18 protein-coding genes and 1 pseudogene are annotated in these 25,171 nt (G+C 67.0%); 6 read left to right on the top strand and 13 right to left on the bottom strand.

The genetic code is table 11. From position 1 onward, the window contains the following. Nucleotides 1-265 precede the first annotated feature (265 nt). The gene (locus AC1DOX_RS28610; RefSeq protein WP_441623665.1) at nt 266-1,693 is read right to left on the bottom strand and encodes an NAD-dependent succinate-semialdehyde dehydrogenase; all 1,428 of its coding nucleotides are present in this window, start codon (nt 1,691-1,693) and stop codon (nt 266-268) included. Nucleotides 1,694-1,983: 290 nt separating this feature from the next. Here AC1DOX_RS28610 and AC1DOX_RS28615 point away from each other — a divergent pair, with 290 nt between their 5' ends. The 4 genes from AC1DOX_RS28615 to AC1DOX_RS28630 all read left to right on the top strand — a co-directional run bounded on the left by AC1DOX_RS28615 (nt 1,984) and on the right by AC1DOX_RS28630 (nt 6,379). Then, nucleotides 1,984-3,471 carry an MATE family efflux transporter gene (locus AC1DOX_RS28615; protein ID WP_441623667.1) on the top strand — a complete coding sequence of 496 codons (1,488 nt, stop codon included), beginning with the start codon at nt 1,984-1,986 and terminating at the stop codon, nt 3,469-3,471. Between the two features lie 426 nt (nt 3,472-3,897). After that, a complete protein-coding gene (locus tag AC1DOX_RS28620) occupies nt 3,898-4,359 on the top strand; it encodes a tripartite tricarboxylate transporter TctB family protein (RefSeq protein ID WP_092137376.1) in 462 nt (153 codons plus the stop codon). 13 nt (nt 4,360-4,372) lie between these two features. Beyond that, nucleotides 4,373-5,875 (top strand): tripartite tricarboxylate transporter permease, encoded by a 1,503-nt coding sequence (locus AC1DOX_RS28625; protein WP_441623670.1) that lies wholly within the window; start codon nt 4,373-4,375, stop codon nt 5,873-5,875. Nucleotides 5,876-6,046: 171 nt separating this feature from the next. Next, nucleotides 6,047-6,379 carry a transcriptional regulator gene (locus AC1DOX_RS28630; protein WP_441623672.1) on the top strand — a complete coding sequence of 111 codons (333 nt, stop codon included), beginning with the start codon at nt 6,047-6,049 and terminating at the stop codon, nt 6,377-6,379. A 54-nt stretch (nt 6,380-6,433) separates the two neighbouring features. On the opposite strand, the gene AC1DOX_RS28635 is transcribed toward AC1DOX_RS28630, so the two are convergent. The 8 genes and pseudogenes from AC1DOX_RS28635 to AC1DOX_RS28670 form a co-directional block, all read right to left on the bottom strand. Beyond that, a complete protein-coding gene (locus AC1DOX_RS28635) occupies nt 6,434-7,213 on the bottom strand; it encodes a DUF4397 domain-containing protein (protein WP_441623674.1) in 780 nt (259 codons plus the stop codon). A gap of 315 nt (nt 7,214-7,528) precedes the next feature. Further along, a complete protein-coding gene (locus tag AC1DOX_RS28640) occupies nt 7,529-8,581 on the bottom strand; it encodes a diguanylate cyclase domain-containing protein (RefSeq protein ID WP_441623676.1) in 1,053 nt (350 codons plus the stop codon). A gap of 98 nt (nt 8,582-8,679) precedes the next feature. Continuing rightward, nucleotides 8,680-9,717 carry a chemotaxis response regulator protein-glutamate methylesterase gene (gene cheB / locus AC1DOX_RS28645; protein WP_441623678.1) on the bottom strand — a complete coding sequence of 346 codons (1,038 nt, stop codon included), beginning with the start codon at nt 9,715-9,717 and terminating at the stop codon, nt 8,680-8,682. Then, nucleotides 9,714-12,063: pseudogene (locus AC1DOX_RS28650) on the bottom strand (hybrid sensor histidine kinase/response regulator). Before AC1DOX_RS28650 ends, cheB begins: the two are co-directional and overlap by 4 nt. Beyond that, a complete protein-coding gene (locus tag AC1DOX_RS28655) occupies nt 12,060-12,785 on the bottom strand; it encodes a chemotaxis protein CheW (protein WP_441623682.1) in 726 nt (241 codons plus the stop codon). Before AC1DOX_RS28655 ends, AC1DOX_RS28650 begins: the two are co-directional and overlap by 4 nt. Beyond that, the gene (locus AC1DOX_RS28660) at nt 12,778-14,091 is read right to left on the bottom strand and encodes a CheR family methyltransferase (protein ID WP_441623684.1); all 1,314 of its coding nucleotides are present in this window, start codon (nt 14,089-14,091) and stop codon (nt 12,778-12,780) included. Before AC1DOX_RS28660 ends, AC1DOX_RS28655 begins: the two co-directional genes overlap by 8 nt. Next, nucleotides 14,088-14,600: a chemotaxis protein CheW gene (locus tag AC1DOX_RS28665; protein WP_441623686.1), complete on the bottom strand. Its 513-nt coding sequence runs from the start codon at nt 14,598-14,600 to the stop codon at nt 14,088-14,090. Before AC1DOX_RS28665 ends, AC1DOX_RS28660 begins: the two co-directional genes overlap by 4 nt. A gap of 33 nt (nt 14,601-14,633) precedes the next feature. Continuing rightward, a complete protein-coding gene (locus AC1DOX_RS28670; RefSeq protein WP_441623688.1) occupies nt 14,634-16,253 on the bottom strand; it encodes a methyl-accepting chemotaxis protein in 1,620 nt (539 codons plus the stop codon). Nucleotides 16,254-16,530: 277 nt separating this feature from the next. Between AC1DOX_RS28670 and AC1DOX_RS28675 the strand changes: the two genes are divergently transcribed. Together AC1DOX_RS28675 and AC1DOX_RS28680 are read left to right on the top strand one after the other, a co-directional pair. Beyond that, entirely contained in the window at nt 16,531-17,856 is a 1,326-nt protein-coding gene (locus AC1DOX_RS28675) for a putative bifunctional diguanylate cyclase/phosphodiesterase (RefSeq protein ID WP_441623724.1), read from the top strand. 467 nt (nt 17,857-18,323) lie between these two features. Continuing rightward, a complete protein-coding gene (locus AC1DOX_RS28680) occupies nt 18,324-21,170 on the top strand; it encodes a DUF6600 domain-containing protein (protein WP_477101634.1) in 2,847 nt (948 codons plus the stop codon). Nucleotides 21,171-21,458: 288 nt separating this feature from the next. On the opposite strand, the gene AC1DOX_RS28685 is transcribed toward AC1DOX_RS28680, so the two are convergent. From AC1DOX_RS28685 to AC1DOX_RS28700, 4 genes are read right to left on the bottom strand one after another with little or no spacing between them, the layout of a single operon-like run. Then, nucleotides 21,459-22,631 (bottom strand): ABC transporter substrate-binding protein, encoded by a 1,173-nt coding sequence (locus AC1DOX_RS28685; RefSeq protein ID WP_441623692.1) that lies wholly within the window; start codon nt 22,629-22,631, stop codon nt 21,459-21,461. A gap of 54 nt (nt 22,632-22,685) precedes the next feature. Further along, nucleotides 22,686-23,393, bottom strand: coding sequence for an ABC transporter ATP-binding protein (locus tag AC1DOX_RS28690; protein WP_441623694.1), 708 nt, complete (start codon nt 23,391-23,393; stop codon nt 22,686-22,688). Beyond that, nucleotides 23,380-24,144 (bottom strand): ABC transporter ATP-binding protein, encoded by a 765-nt coding sequence (locus AC1DOX_RS28695; RefSeq protein ID WP_092137390.1) that lies wholly within the window; start codon nt 24,142-24,144, stop codon nt 23,380-23,382. Before AC1DOX_RS28695 ends, AC1DOX_RS28690 begins: the two co-directional genes overlap by 14 nt. Next, complete coding sequence (locus AC1DOX_RS28700; protein WP_441623696.1) at nt 24,137-25,165, bottom strand: branched-chain amino acid ABC transporter permease; 1,029 nt, start codon at nt 25,163-25,165, stop codon at nt 24,137-24,139. Before AC1DOX_RS28700 ends, AC1DOX_RS28695 begins: the two co-directional genes overlap by 8 nt. Between the last annotated feature and the right edge of the window lie 6 nt (nt 25,166-25,171).

The following is a 25,171-nucleotide window of genomic DNA, read 5'->3' on the forward strand; positions in this document are numbered from 1 at the left end:
ACCCTTGGCGGCTACCTGAATCGCCGCAACGATCCTCCGCCCGGCGCTACCGTCATCTGGCGAGGCTTCCTCGTCTTGCACGAAATCACAGAGATGTTCCGTATCTTTAATTCGGGATAGCGAGCCAAGCTTGTGGGTAAAGCTCAGCCCGCAGGGGGAGGGCGCCAACTGGCAGGGCGTCAGGCCTGCCGGGTGCGTCTGGAACGCGTCAGGAACGCGTCAAGCTGGCGGGCCTGGCTTGCGAGTCAGGCGCCGCCGCACTGCATCAAACCTGCGTAATAAACTTCGTCACCAGGTAGCCATCGAACGTTTCCTGGCCGCCTTCGCTGCCGATGCCCGAGTCCTTGATGCCGCCGAACGGGGTCTCGGCCAGCGCCATGCCGAAGTGGTTGATGTTGACCATGCCGGCTTCCAGCCCGCTCGACACCAGGTTGGCGGTCTTCAGGGAGTTCGTGAAGACATACGATGCCAGGCCGAAAGGCAAGCTGTTGGCGCGGCGCAGGGCTTCCTCCGCATCCTTGAAGCGCGTCACCGGGGCCACCGGGCCGAACGGCTCGTCCACCATCAGCTTGGCATCGTCGGGCAGGTCCGTGACCACGGTCGGCGCGAAGAAGAAGCCCTTGTCGCCGATGCGCGAACCGCCCGCCACGATCTTGCCGCCACGGTGGCTGGCGTCATCGAGGAACTGCTCCATCGACGCGATGCGACGCTCGTGCGCCAGCGGGCCCATCTGGGTGCCATCGTCCAGGCCATTGCCGACCTTGATCGATCCGATGACCTCGGTGAAGCGGGCCAGGAACTTGTCGTACGCTTTTTCCTGCACGTAGAAGCGCGTCGGCGAGACGCACACCTGGCCGGCATTGCGCAGCTTGAAGCGCGCCAGCATCTCGGCGGCGGGCTCGATGTCGGCGTCGTCGAACACCAGCACCGGCGAGTGGCCGCCCAGCTCCATCGTCACGCGCTTCATGTGAGCGCCGGCCAGTGCGGCCAACTGCTTGCCCACCGGCACCGAACCCGTGAAGGAGATCTTGCGCACGATCGGCGATTCGATCAGGTAGGTGGAGATTTCGCCGGGCACGCCCCAGACGATATTCAGCACGCCCGGAGGCAGGCCTGCATCGTGGAACAGGCGGGCCAGCGCGACCACGGCGCTCGGGGAGTCCTCCGGACCCTTCAGGATCAGCGTGCAGCCCGCGCCCAATGCGGCGACGATCTTGCGGATGGCCTGGTTGAACGGGAAGTTCCACGGCGTGAAAGCGGCGCAGACGCCGATCGGTTCGCGCACGACGATCTGGCGCACGGCCGGGTTACGCGGCGGGATCACGCGGCCGTAGATGCGGCGGGCTTCCTCGGCGTGCCATTCGGCGTGTTCGGCGCAGATCATGACCTCGCCAACGGCCTCGGCCAGCGGCTTGCCCTGATCCAGCGTGATGTCGCGGCCAATTTCCTTGGCGCGGGTGCGGGTCAGCTCCGCCACCTTGCGCAGGATCGCGGAACGCTCCAGCGGCGAGGTCTTCTTCCACGTCTCGAAGGCGCGCTGTGCGGCAGCCAGGGCACGGTCCAGGTCCGCGCGGTTGGCGTGCGGCAGCTTGCCGAGGACTTCCTGCGTGGCTGGATTGATGACGTCCTGCTCGCGACGGTCCCCTCCCTTGATGAATTCCCCATCGATGTAGAGGGCGAGATCCTGATACATGCGTGTCTCCTGAGTGAGTTGGACGGCGCGCCGGGGCGGCGTGCCGCAAGCGGGTCGGGTCGAGAAACCGCAAGCTTAACGCGTTGGGGCGGTTCGCGCACAGGGCCATCGCTGGCCGCCGCGGACCTTGGTGGATCCCTGCCTCATTCCTGCCGGGCGGGCGGTGCGGCCGATAATCGGCCGCCTCCGCCAGGCTTGTGAGGGCAGGTCCACGCGGACTAGACTGCCAGATTCCCACTCGTACGCACCGGCTCCCGCCATTTCCCGCGGCGCCTGACGACTTCCCCGCCATGAAGCCTGACGCCAGACTGACCACGGGCCCGATCGGCCGGACCCTGCTGCTGTTTTCCCTGCCGGTGCTGGGCAGCAACATCCTGCAGTCGCTCAATGCGTCCATCAATTCGGTCTGGGTGGGCCGCTTCCTGGGTGAAGCGGCGCTGACGGCGACGTCCAATGCCAACATCATCCTGTTCTTCCTGCTGGGCGTGGTCTTCGGAATCAGCATGGCCAACACGATCATGATTGGCCAGGCGGTCGGCGCGCGCGACATCCATGAGGCGCGCCGCGTGGTCGGCACCAGCACCACGTTCTTCGTGGGGTTGTCCGTGCTTGCCGCCGTGCTGGGTTTCATCTTCACCCCGCACATCCTGACGGCGATGCACACGCCGGCGGACGCCGCGCCGCTGGCCGTGATCTACCTGCGCATCATCTTCGTGGCGCTGCCGTTCATGTACTTCTACAACTTCGTGATGATGACGCTGCGCGGCGCGGGGGATTCGCGCACGCCGTTCTACTTCATGCTGCTGTCGGCGATCCTGGACGTAGTGCTCAACCCTGTGCTGATCTTTGGCATCGGCCCCTTGCCCGCGCTGGGTATCGCAGGCTCCGCGCTGGCCACGCTGATCGCGCAGATGACGAGCCTGGTGGCGATGATTGCGCTGCTTTACAAACGTCGCCATTTCCTGCTGCTGCATCGCGAGCAGCTGGTGCTGCTGAAGCCTGATCCGGCGATCCTGCGCGCACTGGTGAACAAGGGCTTGCCGATGGGGTTGCAGATGGTCGTGATCTCGTCGTCGGCCATCGTGATGATGTCGCTCGTCAATACCTATGGCTCGCAGACCACCGCGGCGTATGGCGTGGCGTCGCAGCTATGGACGTACGTGCAGATGCCGGCGCTGGCGGTGGGCGCCAGCGTGTCGTCGATGGTGGCGCAGAACGTCGGCGCGGGATTGTGGGCGCGCGTGTCGCGCATCACGCAGGTGGGCCTGCTGTTCAACGTGGCGATGACCGGTGCGCTGGTCGGACTGATCTACCTGTTCAATCGCCATTCGCTCGGCCTGTTCCTCGGCGACGACAGCACCGCCATCGGCATCGCCCAGCACATCAACATCGTGGTGCTCTGGTCGTTCATCCTCTTCGGCTTCACCATCGTCGTGTTCGGCACCGTGCGCGCGACGGGTGCCGTGATGGCGCCGCTGCTCATCCTGTTTATCTCGATGTGGGTGATTCGCCTGCCGTTTGCGTGGCTGCTCGGTCCGCATATCGGTGCGGAATCGGTCTGGTGGAGCTTCCCGCTAGGCTCGGTGGTATCCGTCGCGCTGGCGTTTGGCTACTACCGCTTCGGCAACTGGAAGCGCAGCCACATCCTGCCTGGTGCGCCGCATGCGCAAGCGGTGGGCCAGGCGCCGGATACGAGCATGGGCACGCCGTGCGAGGACGCGGACGGCACCGATGGCGCCGTCGAAGGCGTCAATGCGGCAACGGCACCGCTGCGCTGATGCCACGCCGCGCCGAAACAAGCATCTACTTCTTCGCATGAGAGACATTCGCTGCGCGCCGTGCGGCGTCGCGGCGAAACTGTAAGCCAACCGAAAGGCCCGCGCCGCGCGCTTTTCCGTCTTGCCGCATCAGGCGGTGTCCTTCCCTTACGTTCACCTTTCGAGGCGCGCTTTCATTTGCCTTACATCGTGCGCGGCCTCGCGATGCAATGCATCACATCATGATGTATTGCCGAAGAACGCATCACGGTGGGCCTCATTGGGAAATACCCTAGACCCCAGACAAATGAAAGGCGCCTGAAAGATCGCGTCTCTACTGTTCGCACCATCGCGTCGAACGTGTACGTATCTGCGCGTTCGCAGTGTGGGGCGTCCGAGCCGGCGTGCCATGCGGTACCGCTTTTCACAACTTTGAGGAGATTCGTTTTGCGCATACGCAGCCAAAAGGACTTTGCCTCCGGCCTGATGTTCGTCCTGGTCGGTCTGGGCTTTTCCTTCGTCGCGCGCGGCTATTCCATGGGAACAGCCGCCAAGATGGGACCCGGATATTTTCCGTTTCTGCTCGGACTGGTGCTTGCCTTCCTGGGCGCCATCGTAACGGTGGGTTCCCTGTCGATGAAGCGCGAGGAAGATCAGCTCGCTCGCTGGGACTTGAAGACCCTGTTGTGGATTCTCGGTTCCGTGGTGCTGTTCGGCCTGTTGCTCAAGCCGCTCGGCATGGTGTTGTCGGTGTTCGTGCTGGTGCTGGTCTCGTCGATGGCGAGCCACGAATTCAGCTGGAAGGGCGCGCTCGCCAATGGCGTGGTGCTCGTGCTGATCAGCCTTGGCGCCTTCGTGTACGGCATCAACCTGCAGATGCCGGTGTGGCCGGCCTTCATTACCGGCTAAGGAGACGCATCACATGGAATTGTTCAGTCACCTTGCCCTGGGTTTCTCCACGGCATTGTCCCTCCAGAACCTCGCGTACGCCTTCCTGGGCTGCGTGCTGGGCACCCTGATCGGTGTGCTGCCGGGCCTTGGGCCTCTGGCCACCATCGCCATGCTGCTGCCGGTGACCTACACGCTGCCGCCGGTGGCCGCGCTGATCATGCTGGCCGGTATTTACTACGGCGCCCAGTACGGTGGTTCCACGACCGCCATCCTGGTGAACCTGCCTGGTGAATCGTCGTCGGTGGTGACCACCATCGACGGCTACCAGATGGCACGACGTGGCCGCGCCGGCGTGGCGCTGGCCACTGCCGGTCTGGGCTCGTTCTTCGCCGGCTGCGTGGCGACGCTGATCCTGGCCGCCTTCGCAACACCGCTGTCGGAACTGGCGTTCAAGTTCGGCCCCGCCGAGTACTTCTCGCTGATGGTGCTGGGCCTGATCGGTGCCGTGGTGCTGGCATCGGGTTCGCTGCCCAAGGCGGTGTCGATGATCGTGCTGGGCCTGCTGATGGGCCTGATTGGCACTGACGTGAACTCGGGCGCCGCACGTTTCTCGTTCGACATCCCGGAGCTGACCGACGGTATCGACTTCGTCGCGCTGGCCATGGGTATGTTCGGCTTCGCGGAAATTATCGCGAACCTCGAACAGAAGGAGGCACGCGAAACGTTCACGAACAAGGTGACCAACCTCTGGCCGACCAAGGCGGACTTCAAGCGCATGATCCCGGCGGTGCTGCGTGGCACGGCGCTGGGTTCCGCGCTGGGCATCCTGCCCGGCGGTGGCGCGGCACTGGCTTCGTTTGCAGCCTACTCGCTGGAAAAGAAGACGTCGAAGTATGCGCATGAATTCGGCAAGGGCGCGATCGAAGGCGTGGCAGGTCCGGAATCGGCCAACAACGCCGCGGCACAGACCTCGTTCATCCCGCTGCTGACGCTGGGCATTCCGCCCAACGCCGTGATGGCGCTGATGGTGGGTGCGATGACCATCCACAACATCCAGCCCGGCCCGCAGGTGATGACCAGCAACCCGGCGCTGTTCTGGGGCCTGATCGCCTCGATGTGGATCGGCAACCTGATGCTGATCATCCTGAACCTGCCGATGATTGGCGTGTGGGTGAAGCTGCTGACCGTGCCGTATCGCTTCCTGTACCCCGCGATTCTCGTGTTCTGCGGCATCGGCGTGTACTCGGTCAACAACCAGACCTTCGACGTCTTCATGGCGGCAGGCTTTGGCGTGATCGGCTACCTGTTCCTGAAGCTCAAGTGCGAGCCGGCACCGCTGCTGCTCGGCTTCGTGCTGGGACCGATGATGGAAGAGAACTTCCGCCGCTCGCTGCTGCTATCGCGTGGTGACTTCAGCGTATTCGTGACGCGTCCGTTGTCGATGGGCCTGCTGATCGCCGCCGCCGCACTGGTGGCCGTGGTGGCCCTGCCATCGATCAAGGCCAAGCGCGAGGAAGCGTTCCAGGAAGAGTAGCGCTCCGTGGCGCACCGGAACGGCGCCGGTGGAAACCGGCGTGCATAACGCAAGCTTTCGGGGTGCCTCGCGCACCCCGTTTTTTTAAGAGAGAACTTGCCCGACTGCGGCTGCAGTCATGGGCTGCGCATGATGATCCGAATTCCCGCACTGGCTGCGTCGACTGCGCCCATGAAAACGCCATCACTCGACCGGGTCGTATCCCGGCTCTATATCCTCAAGCTTGTCCAGGCTAGCCCGTCCACCGTCTTCAATCTGATGGAGCGACTGCGCGAGCGCGGCATCGACAAGAACATCCGTGCGCTGCGGCCGGTCCTGCGCAGCCTGATGATTGCCCGCTCCATCACGGCCGAACTGGTCGAGGGCAATGGCCGCGTGTACTCCATCACCAACAGTGGCCGCGCGGAGCTGGACGCCTACCTGTCTCATCTCGACGTGCTCAAGTCCGACCTCGCCAGCAACGATGAGGACGCAGGCGACGCACAAATGCAGGACACCGCCTGAAGCGGCGGCGTCCTGGTGCGGCGCTGAAGGGAACGCGGCGGGGCAGTTGCCTGCTTACTGCGTCACGAGTTCTTGAGCCGTCGTGTTGCTGGTATTGCTTTGCGCCACCAGCACCTTGATCCGGTTGGGAATCACGGCACCAAAGCCGTCCGCCGGGATCGTGGTGATCAGCCAGTCGTCGTTCTTGGCAACCGTCAGCGCACCCGAATCGAAGATCACGCTCTTGGTGCCCGCCGTGGTGATGCGCAGGCGATACGTGCCGCCATCCACATAGATCGAATCCTGCCCGGAAGGCGGCACCGCGTTCTTGTAGGAGACGCCGGCGATCGTCGGCGACACGGTGTTCAGGTCGAGCGCAGGCGTGGTCAGGTACATGTCGACGTTCTGCGCGTTGATCGACGCGTTCAGGCCGCGAATGCGTGCGGAGGTGGACAGAATGCCCTTGCCATAGGGATCGTCGATCTGGATCACATCCGCTGTTGCGGTGCCTGGCAACGCAACCACCGTGTACTTGTGGCCCGTATGGGCATCCACCGTCGTGGCGCCGATCTGCGTCGCCGTCCCGGTCAGGTTGAACGCAAACAGGTTGCTGCCCGTGGCAACGTCGAAATAGCCGGACACCGTCTTGTACGGGATGTTCTGCAGCGACGTCTTGGTGCCGTTCTGCAGGACGTCGACATTGGGGCCCGCCGTGATCGCATGGATCACGCGCACCGACGGCTTGCTCAGGCCCACGCGATCGTCAATGCTGTCGTCACCGCCGCTGCATGCAGCCAGCACCGCCGTGGCCGCCAGTGCCAGGCCCAGAATGATCTTGCTCTTGATTGGTTTCATGGATTCACCTCATGCCATTGGGATTGCGCTTGCCTGATGCAACAATAGGCATGGCGGGTGGAGGCAGGCAGGCGGAGGGTTCCGAATCCACTGTCGGAGGAGTCCGACAATCTGGTTGCAAGGCTGACACGCACGTCGCGATGCGTGCGTGTAGCGGATACAAACCGGCGGGTCCAGGGGCATCCAGGACGGATGCGTGTGGAAATTCTTACATCGCGAGCGCCATCTTTGCAGCGCCTTTGCGCATGGATCTGGCGCTCGCTGCGACCTGGCGTCGAGGGGCCGGGCGCCTCGCCATCGAGGCCCCGGAAAGAATTACACCATCACGACCTGATTGCGCCCGTTCCGCTTGGCCTGGTAGAGGCCGGTATCAGCGGCCTCTACGAGACGACTGAAATTCGCGTCCGCATCGGGCACGATCACTGCGCCGCCAATGCTGATGGTGACGAACTGGCTCGTGGGCGATCCGGTGTGTGGGATGCGCAGCGATTCAATCGCGCGTCGCACCTTCTCCGCCAGCAGGCGCGCGCCGCCTGGCGACGTTGCCGGCAGGATCATCGAAAACTCTTCGCCGCCAAAACGCGCAGGCAGATCCGCAGGGCGTGCGCAGTTCTCGCGGATCACCGCCGCCACGCGGCGCAACACTTCGTCGCCGGCCACGTGCCCGTACGTATCGTTGTACGCCTTGAAGGCATCGACGTCGATCATCAGCAAGGCCAGCTGGGTCTGCTCGCGCTGCGCACGCTTCCATTCCGCGCCGAGGTATTCGTCGAAGTAGCGGCGGTTGGACAAGCCCGTGAGGCCGTCGGAATTGGTGAGCCGCTGCAGTTCGAGGTTGGTTTCCAGCAGCTGTTGCTGGCTCTGGCGCAATGCGCGGTAGGCTTCGTCACGCTGCAGCAGGTTCAGGTACGAGCGCGAGTGATACCGGATACGGGCCACCAGCTCGATCGTGTCCGGCAGCTTGACCAGATAGTCGTTGGCCCCCGCGGCAAATGCCGCGCTCTTCATCGTCGGCTCTTCCTTGGTGGACAGCACGATGATGGGGATGTCGCGCGTGCCCGGGTTTTCGCGATAGCGGCGCACCAGCGTCAGCCCGTCTGTACCGGGCATGACCAGGTCCTGCAGGATCACCGTGGGCTGCGTGCGCTCGGCCACGGCCACAGCATCGTCGGGCTGGGCGCAGTAGTGGAAGTCGATGTCCGGCTCGCCCGCCAGCGCCCGACGGATGGATTCGCCGATGATGGCCTGGTCGTCGACCAGCAGCACCATCGCCATGTATTCGCTGCTGGCCGCCCTGGCCGCGCCATGGGTCGCGCCATGGGTTGCGCTATCGGCCGCCCCACCGGCCGGATCATTGTGTCTTGGCATGTTCCGCATCCTGTTCTTGTCTTCCTTCGGGGTCCCTGTGCCATTCCCGTCGCCCGTTGAAGCGGGACCCCGTCGTGATGGCTGAATTCCCAACCCCGCTATGTCGGCGGGCAAGCCACGCCGGCGCGTCGGCCGCCAAAGGCCCGCACCAGTCGCGCGGCAATCAGCGGCAGCGGCAGGATTTCACTGGCCGCGCCCATTGCCGCCGCGGCCTTGGGCATGCCATAGACGGCGCTCGTCGCCTGGTCCTGCGAAATGGTCAGGTAGCCGCGGTCGCGCATCGCCTTGAGGCCTGCCGCGCCGTCGCGGCCCATGCCGGTCAGCAGCACGCCCACGGCTTCGCCGCGCCAGTGCTCCACCACGCTTTCAAAGAACACATCGATGGAGGGCCGGTACAGGTAGTCGCCGGGCTCGGGTGTGTAGGCCATCCGCGCGCCCGCCACGAGCCGCAGGTGGTCGTTGGTGCCGGCGAGCACCACCGTGCCCGCCTGGGGGGTCTCGCCGGCACGCGCAATGCGCACCGGGAGCGCGCATTGCGCATCGAGCCACTCGGCCATGCCCGGCGCAAACGCTTCGTCCACATGCTGCACGGCGACGATCGCCGCGTCGAAGTCCGCCGGCAGCGCGCCCAGCAGCTTGGCCAGCGCGGCGGGCCCGCCCGCGGACGCGCCGATGGCCACCAGTCGCGGAGCGGCGGAGGCCGGCGTGGCAGCGGTCAGCGATGGCGGCGCGGCCGCACGTCCGGCCAGCAGTCGCGCGATATTCCGGATCTTGCGTAGCAGCGGGCCGGCGGCCAGTTGCGCGTCGGGCTCCGCCAGCGTGGGCGTGTCCACGGCATCGATTGCGCCGTGGCCCATTGCGGCGAAGACCTGGTTGGCGTTGCGGCCCAGGTCCATGGTCACCACCACGATGGCGCATGGCGTGTCCACCATGATGCGACGCGTGGCCTCCACGCCGTCCATGACCGGCATCAGCAGGTCCATCAGAATCAGGTCCGGCGTATGGCTTGCGGCCAGTTGCACGGCCTGCTCCCCATCGCCGGCGACCCAGATGATCTCGTGCGTGGCGTCCAGCCCGATGGCGCGGCGCAGGGCGGCCACGGCCAGCGGAGAATCGTTGACGATCCCGATCTTCATGCGCGTGCCTCGCCGATGAGGTCCTGCACTGCGTCGAGCAGTGCGGTGTCGTGGAAACTGCCCTTGGCCAGATAGTAGTCCGCGCCGGCCTGCAAGCCGCGCTCGCGGTCTTGCTCGCGGTCCTTGTACGAGACGATCATGACGGGAAGCTGGGCAAAGCGCGCTTCGGCCCGGATGCGGCTCACCAGTTCAATGCCATCCATGCGGGGCATGTCGACGTCGGTGATGACGAGGTCGAACGGCTCCGCGCGCAGCACGTTCCAGCCGTCCATGCCGTCGACCGCGACCACGACGTCATAGCCGCGCCCGGCCAGCAGCTTGCGCTCCAGTTCGCGCACGGTGAGGGAGTCGTCCACCACCAGCACGCGCTTGCGGCGCACGAGCGTGGCTTCGGTGCCGGCCTGGCGCACGCGCTCGATACGGCCCTCCGACACCAGCTTCTCGACGGACCGCTGCATGTCCTCGACGTCGAAGATCAGCACTGGCGTGCCGTCGTCCGTGAGGCTCCCCGCGGCGATGTCCTTGATCTTGCCGAGCCCCTGCGCCAGTGGTTGCACCACCAGCATGCGCTCGCCGAGCATGCGATCGACGGCGATGCCATAGACGCGGTCCTGCTCGCCGATCACCACGACGGGCACGGCGTCGCCGTCCTGCGGATGCTCGGGCCGCTGCAGCAGCTGGGCCGCGCTGACCAGTCCGACGGGACGGCCGTCGTAGCGGAAATGCTGGTGCTGCTCGATCTGCTCGATGTCGTCGCGGCGCACGGCTGGCGCGCAGCACGTGGCCCAGCGGAAAGGCGTAAGCCTCGCCGGACACGTCCACCAGCAGCGCGCGCACGACAGACAGCGTGAGCGGGAGCTCCAGGTGGAAATGCAGGCCGGTGCCGGGTTGCTGCGACAGCCTGAGGCTGCCGCGCACGGCGCGGATCATGTCCTGCACGGCATCGAGTCCGACGCCGCGGCCGGAGACTTCGGAAACCGTTTCGCGCAGGCTGAAGCCCGGCAGCAGCAGGAACTCGAGCAATTCCGCCTGCGACAGGCGCGCCGCCGTTTCCGCTTGCGCCAGTCCGCGCCGCACGATGGTGGCGCGCAATGCCTCGAGGTCCACGCCCGCACCGTCGTCGAAGATCACGATCACCAGCCGCCCGGCGTTGTGGCGCGCGTGAAGCGAGATGCGCCCCTCCTCGGGCTTGCCCGCGGCCCGCCGGACCTCCGGCGCCTCGATGCCATGATCCACGGCGTTGCGCAGCAGGTGGGCCAGCGGTGCATCGAGCTGTTCCAGGATGTCCCGGTCCACCTGGGTGTTTTCGCCGGATAGCGAGAGGTGCACCGTCTTGCCCAGTGACCGGCCCAGGTCGCGCACCATGCGCGAGAAGCCGGTGATGCCGTCGGACAGCGGGCGCATGCGGCACGACAGCGCCGTGTCGTAGAGCCGGCGCGAGAGCCGGCTTGCGCGATGATCGTACTGGTCGAATTCCGCCACGCGCTGCGACATCTGCCCGTGGCTGTCTTCCAGGATCTGGCGCGCATCGGCCAGCGCCGCACGCAGGCGTGGCACGGTGCCATCGGGGCTGGCCAGCAGCGCCTGGATGCCGTCCAGCGCCTGCAGGGCGCGCATCTGTTGCCGGCGCGCCTGCTGCATCGCGCTGCCAAACGGGCGCAGCCAGTGCGACTCGACCATCGCTTCACCGGCCATGGCCAGCAGGCGGTCGAGGCGATCCGCGTTGACGCGCAGCGTCCGCTCCTGGCCATCCGCGGGATCGGTGGGAGCGGGGGCAGCGGCCTGTGGCTCCGGCGCACGCAGGGTGGCCGGCGGGATGACGGCCGGCGCGGGCGCGAGGTCGGCAGTTGTGGCTGTCGCTGCGGCCTCGGCGGTCGCGGCAGCCGGGCGCGTTTCGGCCACGATCGTGGCTGGCGCCGGCGCGGGCATCGTCGCGGGGTTGTCGAGTGGCGCGCCCATGCGTGCGACATAGGCGTCGATCTCGGCCTTGCCGTCGCGCTCCGCCCAGTTGATGTCACCGCCGGGAGGATGGCCAATGCGCTGCAGCAGGTCGGTGCCCTGCAGCAACGCGTCGATGTGCGCCGGTGTCAGCCGCAATCCGCCGCGCTGCGCGGCCTCGAGGCAATCCTCCATGACATGCGCCACCCGCACGCCGCCATCGAGTCCCACGATGCGCGCGGCGCCCTTGAGCGAATGCGCGGCGCGCATGCAGGCCTCGAGGTGAATGGCGGCCACCGGGTCGCGCTCCAGCGCTAGCAGGCCCGCGTTCAGCACCTCGGCCTGCGATTCGGCCTCCAGCGCGAAGAGGTCCAGCATCGACGCATCGCGCAATTGTTCCGGATTCATGACAGGCTCCGCGACAACGCGTGCCGCAACAGGCCGGCATCCAACAGGCCGACCGTATGGCCTTCATGCTCGAACAGGGCCTGCGTGTAATGGGCGGAGGCGCGCGCCAGCGTAGCCGGCAACGGCATCAGCGCGGCGGCAGGCACGCGCCGGACGCCGGCGACTTCCGACACCGGCAGCGCGATGGCATTGCGCCCCTGGCCCAGGATCAGGAAACGCGCCGCGCGTTGCGCATCGCCCTTGTTGTCGATCTTGTCGCTTCCCCGGTCGGGCTTGCCTCCGGCTTCGGTGCCGCCGAACAACAGCACCAGCGAGACACAGGTCAGCAGCGCGCCACGCACGGCGGCTACCCCGACCAGCGCGGCGTGGCGACGCTGCGGCAGCGAGTGCACGGGTGCCGGCGCGGTGACTTCACCGAGCACGGCAGTCGGCAGTGCCAGCCATTCGTCGCCCACGCGGAACACGACGCACGACTGGCCGGCCGCGCGGTCCGCTTGCGCATCGCCGGCGTTGGCGGCATCCAGTGCTTCAGGGTCCGCCAGTTGGCCGGCCGACAGCGTGTCGAGCAGCGTCACGGCGGCCTGTGCGTAGGTCGGGCAATTGCGGCAATGGATGTGGGTGGCCAGCAGCGGGCAGGAGCCGTCGCCGGAGACGCCGATACGGCGCCAGCAGGCGTCGAGTCCGGCGGCAAGGGAGGGCGGAGCGGTCAGGGGTTCAGCCATGGCTTACACGGGCATGACGTTGGGCGCGCTCGCGCAGGCGGTGCGCGCCCGCGGCGTCGCCTTCGCTGTCGAGCAAAGCGGCCAGATGATAGAGCGCCTCCTCATGGCCGGGGTCCAGATACACGGCCTTGCGATAGGCGGCATGCGCGTCCGCCGCGTGGCCGGAGGCGTCGTGCAGCACGCCCAGTAGGCAATAGGCATCGGCGGACGGGCCGTGCGCGGCCAGGTGGCGTTCGCAAGCGGCCGTGGCGGCTGGCAGTTCGCCACGATCGGCGAGGGCGGCGATGGCGGAGAGGGCATCGGCATCGCGCGGCGGCGCGGAGGTCGGCGCGGTGGCGACGTGTGCAGCATGTGCGAGGTGTGCGGCGACTTGCGGCGTGCGCGCCACCGCGGCATGCGGTGGCCGTATCCGCGCGATTCCGCCGGATGGCATGCGAGGTGCGGCGGGCACGGCAGGCAAGGGTATTGCGGACGCCGCAGCCGGCTGCAAGGGCGGCCGCGCCGCCTGGGGATGAAAGGCGAACGCCAGCGGAATGCCCGCGCCGGACAGCCCTTCGCGCGTGAGCAGGCTCGCCTCGGCCGGACCGACGAAGATCATGCCGTCCGGCGTCGTCAGCCGGGTCAGCGTTTTCACGGCGCGCTGCTGCGTGTCCGGGTCGAAATAGATCAACAGGTTGCGGCAGAACACCACGTGGTAGGCCGGCTCGCTGGCCAGCAGCACCGGGTCGAGCAGGTTGCCCTGCAGCAGCCGCACCTGGGCATGTACCTTGTCCGCGATACGGTAACCGGCCGCGACGGGCGTGAAGTAGCGATCGCGGAAATCCAGCGGGCTGCCGCGGAACGCATTGTTGCCGTACTGCCCGGCGCGCGCACGTTCCAGCGCACGTGCGCTGACATCCACCGCATCCACGCGAAAGCGCTCGGGCGGGAGCCCTGCGTCCAGCAGGGCCATGGCGATGGAGTAGGGTTCCTCACCGGTCGAACAGGGCACGCTCAGCACGCGCAGCATCGGCACGTCGCGGCCGAACACGCATTGCGCCGCAAAGCGGCCGAGCGCCAGCAGCGCTTCGCGATGGCGGAAGAACCACGTTTCTGGCACGACCACGGCCTCGATCAGGGCCTGCAGCTCGTCGGGCACCACGTGCAGCAGGTTCCAGTAGCTCGTGGTGTCGTGCGCGCCCACTGCGACCTGGCGCTCCTGGATGGCGCGCGCGATGACGCCGGCGCCAACGGAGGCCGCGTCAAGGCCGATGCGTTCCTTCAGCAGGGCCTCGATCGGGGTCTGGGGGTGCGGGGCGTCCGTCATGCCGGGGCCGATTCGGGGAACAGCAGCGCGTGGACCGCATCGGGCAGCAGCGCGGACACGCGCACCCATTGCACCAGTCCGCGTGCGTCATGGCGCACCGGACCCAGATAACGTGCATGGGTGGGATCGATGCCGCCATCGACGAACGACGCCGCATCGCAACGCAGGGTTTCGGTCGCGTATTCGAGCCGCAACCCCAGCAGGCGCGTGGGCGCATCGACACCGGCATCGGCATCAGCATCAGCCACGACTCGGCTATCCGCCTCGGGGCGGCGGTAGTGCACCAGCACCGTGCGCGTGCTGGTCCGCGCCGCCGCGGGCGTGCCGGTGGCCAGCGCGCTCATGTCGATGACCGGCACGGGCTGCCCGTGCCGGACCATTAGCCCGCTCACCCAGCCCGGCGCGCCGGGGATCTGTTTCACCGTGGTCAGCTGCAGCACCTCGGCCACCTCCGCGGTGTCGATCGCGTAGTGGTCGGTGCCAATGCGGAACAGCAGGAACAGTGTCATGTCGGGGAAGCGGGGGAGCAGGGCGGGGCTCGCTCAGACCCTGAATCGCGAGACGCCGCTGCGCAGCTCGTTGGCCACCAGCGTCAGTTCGTCGATGGCCTGGCCGGACTGGCGCAGCGATTCCACGGTCTGCTGCGCGGCCTCCGACAACTGCATGAGCGCCTGATTGATCTGCTCGGCACCGCCGGCCTGGGCCTGCATGCCTTCGTTGACCATCTGCACGCGCGGCGCCAGCGACTGGATCTGGCCGATGATCTGCGACAGCTGGTCGCCCACCTGCGTCACCTCGGACATGCCTCGGCGGACTTCCTCGGAGAACTTGTCCATGCCCATCACGCCGGCGGCCACGGCCGACTGGATCTCGCGGACCATCTGTTCGATGTCGTAGGTCGCCACGGCGGTCTGGTCGGCCAGCCGGCGGATTTCCGTGGCCACCACGGAGAAGCCGCGGCCATACTCGCCGGCCTTCTCGGCCTCGATGGCCGCATTCAGCGACAACAGGTTGGTCTGGTCGGCCACGCGGGCGATGGTGGTGACCACCTGGTTGATATTGCCGGCGCGCTCGTTGAGCGTGGCCAGGCGCGTGTTGACCGATCCGGCGGCTTCCATCACGTGGTGCATGGTGGCTTCCATGCGCGACAAACCGACCTGCCCCGTGCCGGCCAGTCCGGCGGTCTGCTCGGCGGCATGCGACACCTCGCCCATCGTCCGCACCAGGTCGCGCGCGGTGGCGGAGATTTCGCGCGAGGTGGCGCCGATCTGGGTGGTGGTGGCGGCGGTCTCGGTGGCCGTGGCCTGCTGCTGGCGCGCGGTGGCGGCGATCTCGTTGACCGAGGTGGTGACCTGGATGGCGGAGCGCTGCGCCTGGCCGACCAGCGACGTCAGCTCGCCGGACATCTGGTTGAAGCCTTCCTCCACGGCCAGGAATTCGTCGCGGCGTTCGAGGGCCATACGCTGGCGCAGGTCGCCGCCGCGCATGGTGGTCAGCAGGGACACGATGGAGCGCATCGGCACGGTGATCGCACGCAGCAGCAGGAAGCCGCAGATCGCGGCGGCCAGCACCGCAATTGCCAGCGAGGCCTCGATATTGGTCTTGGCGGCCGTCACGGAGCCGACGATGCCGGCCGCCGCGCGGTCGTTGACGGCGTTGTTGTCGTCCACCAGCATCTGCAGGGTCTTGCGGCCATCCAGCCAGATGTCGTGCGCGCTGCCGCGCAGGGCGGCCTCCGCGACGGTCGTATCCTTCCATTTGGCCGGATCCAGGTAGGACTGTGCGGCCTGGTCATACCTGGCGCGAATTTCCCTGAATGTCCGGAAACGGCTGCGATCGTCATCGCGGATGATGGTCGCTTCATACAACTGCTCCAGGCGATCCAGGCGCGTGGTGGCGTCCCGCGTCTGGGCGAGCAGCCGGGTGCGTTCCGCGCCGTCCTGTGCCGTCACGGTCTGCCATGCCAGGACATAGATCTCGCCCCAGATTCCGCGCATGGCGGCGCTGTAGTTGAGCCCCGGCAGCGCGTCGGTGCGCATGATCGTGGTCTCGCGCTCGATGGCGGACAGGCGGTTGTAGGCCACGACGCTCATCAGGGTCATGACCAGCAGGATGAAAGTAAAGCTCGCCAGGATGCGCGTGCGAATGGTCCAGTATTTCACGGTCGGGTTCGCGAGGATTTTCTTGTTGGGCCGCCTGGCATGGCCGGCGGCAAGGCGCCATCACCCAGTGGGGGGAACCCTGGTGCGGGTGGCTGGCAATTGCGGGCGTAGGGTACTGTAACGCCCCGGTCATTTCAACGACGGCTGCCGGCCCGCCAGGCCGCGCCGTTGCGCGCTCGCGCCGAAAAACTGAAGCGCTTGATTTTTCCATGGTTTTCGTCACACTTGCCAAATAGCTTGAGCGGGAACCATGTTCATCACAACTGATAAGGCAGGGATGGTGGCCAAGTCGGAGGCACAGGCGACTGGCGCTTTGCCGCCGGCGGATATCGATCCGCTGACCGGCGTGGCCGCCCGCCAGGCATTCTTGAAGCGACTCGAGGCGCGTCTGCAAAGCGAGCCGACGCCGCGCTTTGCCCTATTGCTGATTGGCATCGACGATTTCCGCGCCTTCAATGACATGCACGGCCATGCCGAGGGCGATGCCATCCTGCAGCTCGTGGCCCGTCGCCTGCGCGATGCGTCGCCGCGCGATGCCGTCATCGGACGAGTGGGCGGCGACGAATTCGGTGTGCTGCTGACTTCCATCTCGGACCCCACGCTGGTGCGCCATGTGAGCGCCGCCATCCTGTCGATGCTGTCCGCCCCCCATGAACTGAATGGCCGCCGGCACCACGTGCTGGCCAGCGTTGGCGCCTGCGTGATGCCAGCCGGGGGCGATACCTCGTCCGACGTGCTGGCCGCCGCCAGCCTGGCGCTGGCCCGGGCCAAGCACGATGGCGGACGCACCATCCGCTTCTTCAAGCCGCAGATGCGCACGGACGTGACGACGCGGCTGTCGCTCGTCCAGGCGCTGCGCGAGGCCTACGCCCAGCGGCAGTTCGAGTTGCTCTACCAGCCGCAGGTGGATCTGCGCGATGGACGCGTGGTCGGGGCCGAGGCCCTGATGCGCTGGCGCCATCCCACGCTGGGCCTGCTGACCCCGGCGGCGTTCATCGACGCGCTGGCCGTCAGCAGCGTGGCGGGCGACGTAGGGATGTGGCTGCTGCACACGGCTTGCGCGCAAGCCCGCGCGTGGTCGCTGACGTTCGAGGAGCCGCCGCGCGTCGCCATCAACCTGTTTGCCGCGCAGCTGGCGGAAAGCCGCCTGCTGACCGAAGTGCGCCACGTGCTGCGCGCGCTGGAGCTGCCGGCATCCCTGCTCGAGATCGAGATCACCGAGACCATCGCCCTCCAGCAGGGCGACGAGGTGTCCGACCAGCTCCAGGCCCTGCGCCGCGACGGCGTGACGCTGACCTGCGACGACTTCGGGACCGGCTATGCGTCGCTGAGCTTCCTCAAGACCTTTCCGGTCGACCGACTCAAGATCGACCAGTCCTTCATCCGCAACGTCACGAGCGATGACGTCGACGCCGCCATCGTCCGCTCGGTGATCAACGTGGGCGAAAGCCTGCGCATCGGCGTGGTGGCCGAAGGGGTGGAGACCGCCGAGCAGCGCGACTTCCTGCTGGCCAACCGCTGCGTGGAAGCGCAAGGCTACTTTTATGGCCGACCCATGCCGCCGGACCGCCTGACGGATTTCCTGCGCAACCAGCCGCGCTAGATCGCCTTCGCCGCACCGCAGCAGCGCGGTGCGTCTGCCGCACACCGGTCACGTCCCAGCGGCGCCTCAGCCGTGCCCCAACCGTGCCCCAACCGCGGCAGCGCCGCGTCCGGGCGGTCGTTGGGTGCGTCGTCCGGCCGTACCTTCCGGCCGCGTTGTCTGGCCGACCTTCCCGAATCTGTCGATCCACCTGCAAGACTTGTTTCCGCCTTTGTCCGGTCCGCGCCAGTGAGCCCGACGCGCCGGCTTGCGGCCCGGCCCGCCGGGCGGCTCGCGCGGTCACGCGGGGCCCGCGGGGCCGTGGCAGGGGGAAATATGCGCTTACAAAGTCCGGTCTGCCGCTGGCGTCCTCCGCCGTTTATCCGTTATAGGGTGACAATATGATGACGCTCGCCTGGCGGGCGTCCGGAACAAGGTAAGACACGATGCAATCCCTTTTTTGCTTGGCGGCGGGTCGATGGCCCCGCGTGGCTCCGCTGGCCGGGCTCGGCCTGGCCGTGCTGCTGGCCCACGGGCTGGTGCGCGCGCAGGACTACAGCCCGCCTGGCTATAACGCACCGCCGGACTACAACCCGCCGGGCTATGCGCAAGGGCCCGGTGATACCTCCGTGCTCGGCAATCCCGACGCCGTGACGCAGACCGCCGATCCCTCTTCCCGGGTCGCCACGCTGACCGACGTGGCCGGCAACCTGAGCTTTGCCCCGGCCGGATCGGACGAATGGGCTGCCACCGGCCTGAATCGCCCGGTCACGACCGGCGATCGCCTGTGGGTTTACCCGGGCGGCCGGGCGGAGCTGCATGCCGGCTCCACGGCCGTGCGGCTGGGCGGCGCCACCGCTGCCACGGTCCTCAACCTCGACGACAACACCACGCAGATCAAGCTGACGCAGGGCACGCTGCAGTTGCGCGTGCGCGCCTTGCCGCAAGACCAGCAGGTGGAAATCGATACCCCGAACCTGGCGTTCGTGCCGCGCGAGCCCGGCGACTACCGGCTTGATGTAGCGCCGGACGGCAGCACGACACTGGTCAGCATGCGGCATGGCAGTGCCGTGCTCTACGGGGACAGCCGCTCCATCGAGATGACGCGCGGCCAGCGCATGCGCTTTGCGGGGTCCGACCTGGCCGATGCGGGACAGGGCGCGTATCCGGCGCCGGACAGCTTCGACCAGTGGACGGCGGCGCGCGATGCGCGCGAGGACGATTCCGTGTCCGCGCGCTATGTGCCACGCGACATGACCGGCTACACCGCGCTGGACGATTATGGCGACTGGCAGCAGGATGCCGGCTACGGCGCGGTGTGGTTCCCGCGTGCCGTGCCGTCGGGCTGGGCGCCGTACAGCACCGGCAACTGGGTCTGGGTGGCGCCGTGGGGCTGGACGTGGGTCGATGACGCGCCGTGGGGTTTTGCCCCGTCACACTATGGCCGCTGGGCGCACTTCGGCAACCGGTGGGGCTGGGTGCCCGGTCCTGTCAGCGGGCGTCCGTGCTATGCGCCGGCGCTGGTTGCCTTTGTCGGCGGCGCCTCCGCGACCATCCGCATTGGTGGTGGCCCGGGCGTGGCGTGGTATCCGCTCGGACCGCGCGACGTCTACCGGCCGGTGTACCGCGCCAGCCCGGGCTATATCACCCGGATCAACAACGTGACGGTCAATCGTTTTGGCGACCGAGGCGATCGAGGCGATCGCGATCGGGACCGCTGGGCCAATCGCAATGTGCCGGGTGCGATCCACGGCATGCCGGCGCGCAGTTTTGTCGAGGGCCGTCCGGTGCCGCGTGGCAACCAGCGGGACGAATGGCGGCACTTGCCAATTGGCGAGGGTGGTCACGGCGCGCCGCCGATGGCGCCGGTGAAGACGAGCCTGGTCGGCGGTGCGCCGGTGCGGGCCTTGCCGCCGATGGCGCGTGAAGGATTCGAGCGTCAGGCGATCGCCGCCCGGCCGCCGGGTCGCGTGGCGCAGGATGATCTGGCGCGGCGGTTTGCCCGCGAGGGGGGCACGGCTGGCGCAGGGCCTGCATGGCGCGGTCCGTCACCGGCATCCCGGCAGGAAGTGGACCGGCGCGGACGGCAGCAACCGACGCAGGGCACGCCGTGGCAGCCGGATGTTCGCCTGAGCCAGGCGGCGCAGGCTGCACACGAACGTCGGGGACAGATCGGACGGAATGACGGACGGAATGGTCAACCCGGTCAAAACGGCCAGCCTGGTCAAAACGGCCAGCCGGGCCAACCCGGGCGAGACGGCCAGCCCGGACGAGACGGGGCGCGGGGGTTTGTCGGCCAGGGTGGCTCACCGGGCGACGACAACAGCCGCGGCTGGTCCACGCGCCCGGACCAGATGCGTGGCTTGCCGCCGGAAGCGCAGCGTCAGCAGCAAGCGCTGCAACGGCAGCAACTGGATCAGCAGCGGCAGTTCCAGGAGCAACAGCGTCAGTCGTCGGATTTCCAGCAACGTCAGCAGCAGGCGCTCCAGCGCCAGCAGCAGGATCAGCAACGGATAGAGCAGCAGCGGCAGGGGCAGGATCAGCAGCGTCGCCAGCAGTTCGACCCGCAACATCAGGCGCAGGACCCGCAACGCCAGTTCCAGGATCAGCAACGCGAGGCCGCGCAGCGGCAGCAGTTCGACCAGCAACGGCAGGCGCAAGAGCAACAGCGCCAGCAGATGGATCAGCAGCGGCAGGCGGCGCAGCGGCAGCAGTTCGATCAGCAACGGCAGGCGCAAGAGCAGCAGCGCCAGCAGATGGATCAGCAGCGGCAGGCGGCGCAGCGTCAGCAGCAGTTCGATCAACAACGGCAGGCGCAAGAGCAACAGCGCCAGCAGATGGATCAGCAACGGCAGGCGGCGCAGCGTCAGCAACAGTTCGATCAGCAACGGCAGGCGCAGGAGCAACAGCGTCAGCAGATGGATCAGCAGCGGCAGGCAGCGCAGCGTCAGCAGCAGTTCGATCAGCAACGGCAGGCACAGGAGCAACAGCGCCAGCAAATGGATCAGCAGCGGCAGGCAGCGCAGCGTCAGCAGCAGTTCGAGCAACAGCGGCAGGCACAGGAGCAACAGCGTCAGATGATGGACCAGCAGCGGCAGGCGGCACAGCGTCAGCAGCAGTTCGAGCAGCAACGGCAGGCGCAGGAACAGCAGCGTCAGCAGGCCATGCAGCACCAACAGGCCGAACAGCAGCGGCAGGCGCAGGAGCAGCAACGTCACATGCAGGAACAGCAACGCCAGCAACAAGATCGCCAGCGGCAGCAGCAACAACAGCAACAACAGCAGCGTGGCCAGCAGGCCAACGACCGGCAGGGACGCATGCAGGCCAACAACTAGTGCGGCACCTGGCTGGTGCCATGTACCAATAGGGGGCAATGCAGGAACGGGCAGGCGGGAAAGCAGAAAAAATGTAGGAAAGCAGTAAGCAGGAAAGGACAAAGGGCGCCCGGATGACTCCGGGCGCCCTTCGTTTTCTCTCCACTTACGTTTTCACGCTATTGCTGCACTGGCTGTGTCGCCAGCTGGTACTGCCCCTTCTCACTTCTCCCTCCGTAGGAGCCTGCCGATGCCGGGCGGGGCCGGGCAGCACAGCCTGCTTGCCCGCCCGACATGATTACGTGCTGCTTACTTGCCCAGTTCTGACAACCGTACCGGGGCGATCTTGCCGTTCTGCACCCAGCCGACCACGGTATCCGCCACGGAACCGCCCTTGGCGTCGATGCCTTCCACCTCGTTCGGGTTCACATCCTTCGGCAGCGCCTTGACCGCGTCCGGAATCCTGGCGCGGATCGCCGCGGCGTCAGTCGTGGTGCCCGCCAGCTTCATCGCGTTGGCCAGCGCCCAGGTCATGGTGTAGTTCAGCGACATCTCCGTGGTGGCATCGCGGCCGTCATGGATCTTCTTGTAACGGGTGTTGTAGGCCTGCGCAGCCGGACGCGTGTCGTTGACCAGCGGCATCACGCCGATCGAGCCTTCCAGCATGGCCAGACCGTTGGTCACCTTCGCCATTTCATCCATCTTCGCCTGGTCCATCACGATGAAGCCGCCCTTGAAGCCTAGCTCGCGGGCCTGCTTGACCACCAGCGCGGTGGGCTCGGACGGGCCGCCGACGAACATCACGTCGGGTTTGTCGGCGATGGCGCGCGACACGCCCGTGTAGAAGTCCGTGGCCTTGGTGTACGACATCGGGTTGTTGCCCACCACCTTGCCGCCCGCGCTCTCCCATGCGGGCACGAAGGCCTGCACCCAGGCCTTGGCGTAGTCGTGATCGGCCGGCACCAGCGCCACGTTCTTGCCATACCGCTTCATCTGCGCCTTGATGAACGGATCGATGTAGCCGGTGTAGGCCGGCGGAATGCGGATCGTCAGCTTGTTGCCGGCATCGGTGATGCGCGGCACGCTGGAGTACGCCATGACCAGGAACTTCTCCTGCTCGTTGAAGGCCTGCAGCGCGAAGATGCCGCCCGAGTGCGGCACGAACACCGCCGGGGTCTTGTGTTGCTGGACCAGGCGGCGCGCGTTGATCGCGGCCTCGGCCGGCGCGTACTTGTCGTCCAGCGCCACCACTTCCAGCTTGACCTTCTTGCCGTTGACATCCAGACCCGAGGCGTTGATTTCGTCCACGGCCATCTGGATGCCGGACAGCACGTTCTTGCCGTACAGCGCGGCGCCGCCGGACAGCGGACCGGTGTAGCCAATCTTGACCACTTCCTGGGCCAGCGCCGGTGCCGACGCCACCAGCGCGGCCACGGCACACGCGGCCAGCGGGAAGAAACGACGGATCGTCTTGTGCTGCATTTGCTGTCTCCTTATGGGTATGTACTGCGCTTGTCCGTCACCGGGTGGCGGCAATCAGCCGCCGATGTATGCCTTGCGAATGCCCTCGTCCCTGAGCAGCGAATCACGGTCGCCTTCCATCACGATCCGGCCGCCCTCGATCACATATGCGCGATGCGCGATGCCCAGCGCGGCGTAGGCGTTCTGTTCGGCCAGCAGCACCGTGGTGCCCGCGCGGTTGATGCGCTGGATCACCTCGAACATCTGCTTGACCACCAGCGGCGCCAGCCCCAGCGAGGGTTCGTCGAGCAGCAGCGCGCGCGGGCGGCCCATCAGCGCGCGGCCCAGCGCCACCATCTGCTGCTGGCCGCCTGAAAGCGATCCGGCAGGATCGTCCTTCTTCTGGCGCAGGATCGGGAACATCTCGTAGACCTCTTCCAGCGTGCTGCGAATGCCAGCCGCATCGCGCCGGTGCACGTAGGCGCCGAGCGTCAGGTTCTTCTGCACGGTCATGGCCGGGAACAGCTTGCGGCCCTCGGGGCAGTGCACCAGGCCGGCCTGCACGATCTGCGATGGCTTCATGCCGGACAGTTCGCGGCCATCGAAGCGCATGCTGCCGCCGCTCGTGCGATGGATGCCGCTCATCGCCAGGAAGATCGAACTCTTGCCGGCGCCGTTGGCGCCCAGCAGCACCACAAGTTCGCCCGCCCTGGCGTGCAGCGAGACATTGTCCAGGGCGCGGAAGCTGCCGTACGACAGCGAGACGCGTTCAAGCTGCAACATGGTCGGCTCCCAGGTAGGCCTCGATGACGCGCGCGTCCTGCTGCACCTGCGCGGGCGTGCCTTCGGCGATCTTCTCGCCGTAGTTGAGCACCATGATCTTGTCGGCCAGCCGCATGATCATGTCCATCTTGTGTTCGATCAGGCAGACCGTCTTGCCGTGGCGGACCATCTTGCGGATCAACTCGGCCAGGCCCACCGTCTCCTCGGGGTTCACGCCGCCGGCGGGTTCGTCGAGCAGCAGCAGTTCCGGGTCGGTGGCCAGCGCCAGCGCAAAGGCGACGCGCTTGCGCGCCTCCTGCGTGATATCGGCGGCGATCTCATGCGCCAGGTGCGAGAGGCCGACGAAGTCGAGTGCGGCCTCCGCCTTGTCCCGGCACAGGCGTTCTTCCTCGCGCAGGCGGCGCGTGTTGAACAGCACGTCGGCGAGGCCGGACTGCGTGCGCAGGCGATGGCCGACGATCAGGTTGTCCAGCACCGTGGCGCGGTCGAACAGCGCGGTGGCCTGGAAGGTGCGCGCCACGCCCAGCCGCGCGATCTGGTCGGCGCGCAGGCCCGCCACGTCCTGGCCCTTGAACAGGATCTGGCCCGAGGTCGGCGCGTGCGTGCCGGCGATCAGGTTGAAGAACGTGGTCTTGCCGGCGCCGTTGGGGCCGATGATCGCGTTGATGTGGCCGGCTTCGAACGTCACGGAGACATCGTTCACCGCGGTCAGGCCACCAAACTTCCTGGTCAGGTTGCGGATCTCAAGCATTCTCGGCTCCGGGGCGGGTGGTCGGGACGGACGGCGCCTGCACCGGGCGGGCGGCGGCCAGCCGGCCGCGACGTGCCGCGGCGGCGCGGCGGGCTTGCTTCCTGAGGAAGGAGCCGACGATGCCGTCCGGGAAGAAGATGATCAGCAGGATCAGGACCGGACCGAACACCAGCATCCGGTAGTCCTGCAGGAACTGCAGCGTCTGGGTGACCCAGGGCACCAACACGGCGCCGAGCAGCGGGCCGAGCAGCGTGCCCGTGCCGCCGACCAGCATCGCCATCACCATGTCGAACGTGACATCCGTGCGTGCGATGTCCGGGCCCAGGAAGCGCACCTGCCCGGCATAGAGCGCGCCGGCAAGGCCGGCATAGCCCACCGACAGCACGAACGACAGTACCTTGGTGCGCATCAGGTTGATGCCCAGCGCCTCGGCCAGTGCGTCGCTGTTGCGCACCGCCATGAAGCCGCGGCCCAGCAGCGAGCTGACGATGCGATGCATGACGAAGGTGCCTGCGGCAAGGAAGAACAGCACCAGGTAGTACTGGGCCTGCACGCTGTCGAAGGCAACGGGTCCGATCGACGCCGGCACGGGAATGCCGATCAGGCCGACCGTGCCGTGCGTGAGCGCTTCCCACTTTTCGATCAGCAGATAGATGATGTAGCCCACGCACATCGTGAAGATCGAGAAGTAATGGCCCTTCAGCCGCAGCGACACCACGCCGACCACGTAGCCAAAGGCCATGCAGATCACGCCGGACAGCGCGAAGGCCAGCCAGAAGGGGACCTGGTGATCGACCGTGAGGATACCGAGCGTGTAGGCGCCGATGGCCATGAAGCCGCCATGCGCCAGGTTGAGCTGGCCGGTGTAGCCGGTCAGCAGGTTCAGTCCGAGCGTGGCGATGGCGTAGATGAACGCCAGCGTCATCACGGTCAGGAAGTAGCTGTTGGGCACGACCAGCGGAAACGCGATGGCCGCCGCCAGCAGCAGGATCCAGCCGGTCTTTCCTTGCAGTGCTTTCATGGGTGT

This window comes from Cupriavidus sp. 01L415 (assembly GCF_056400065.1).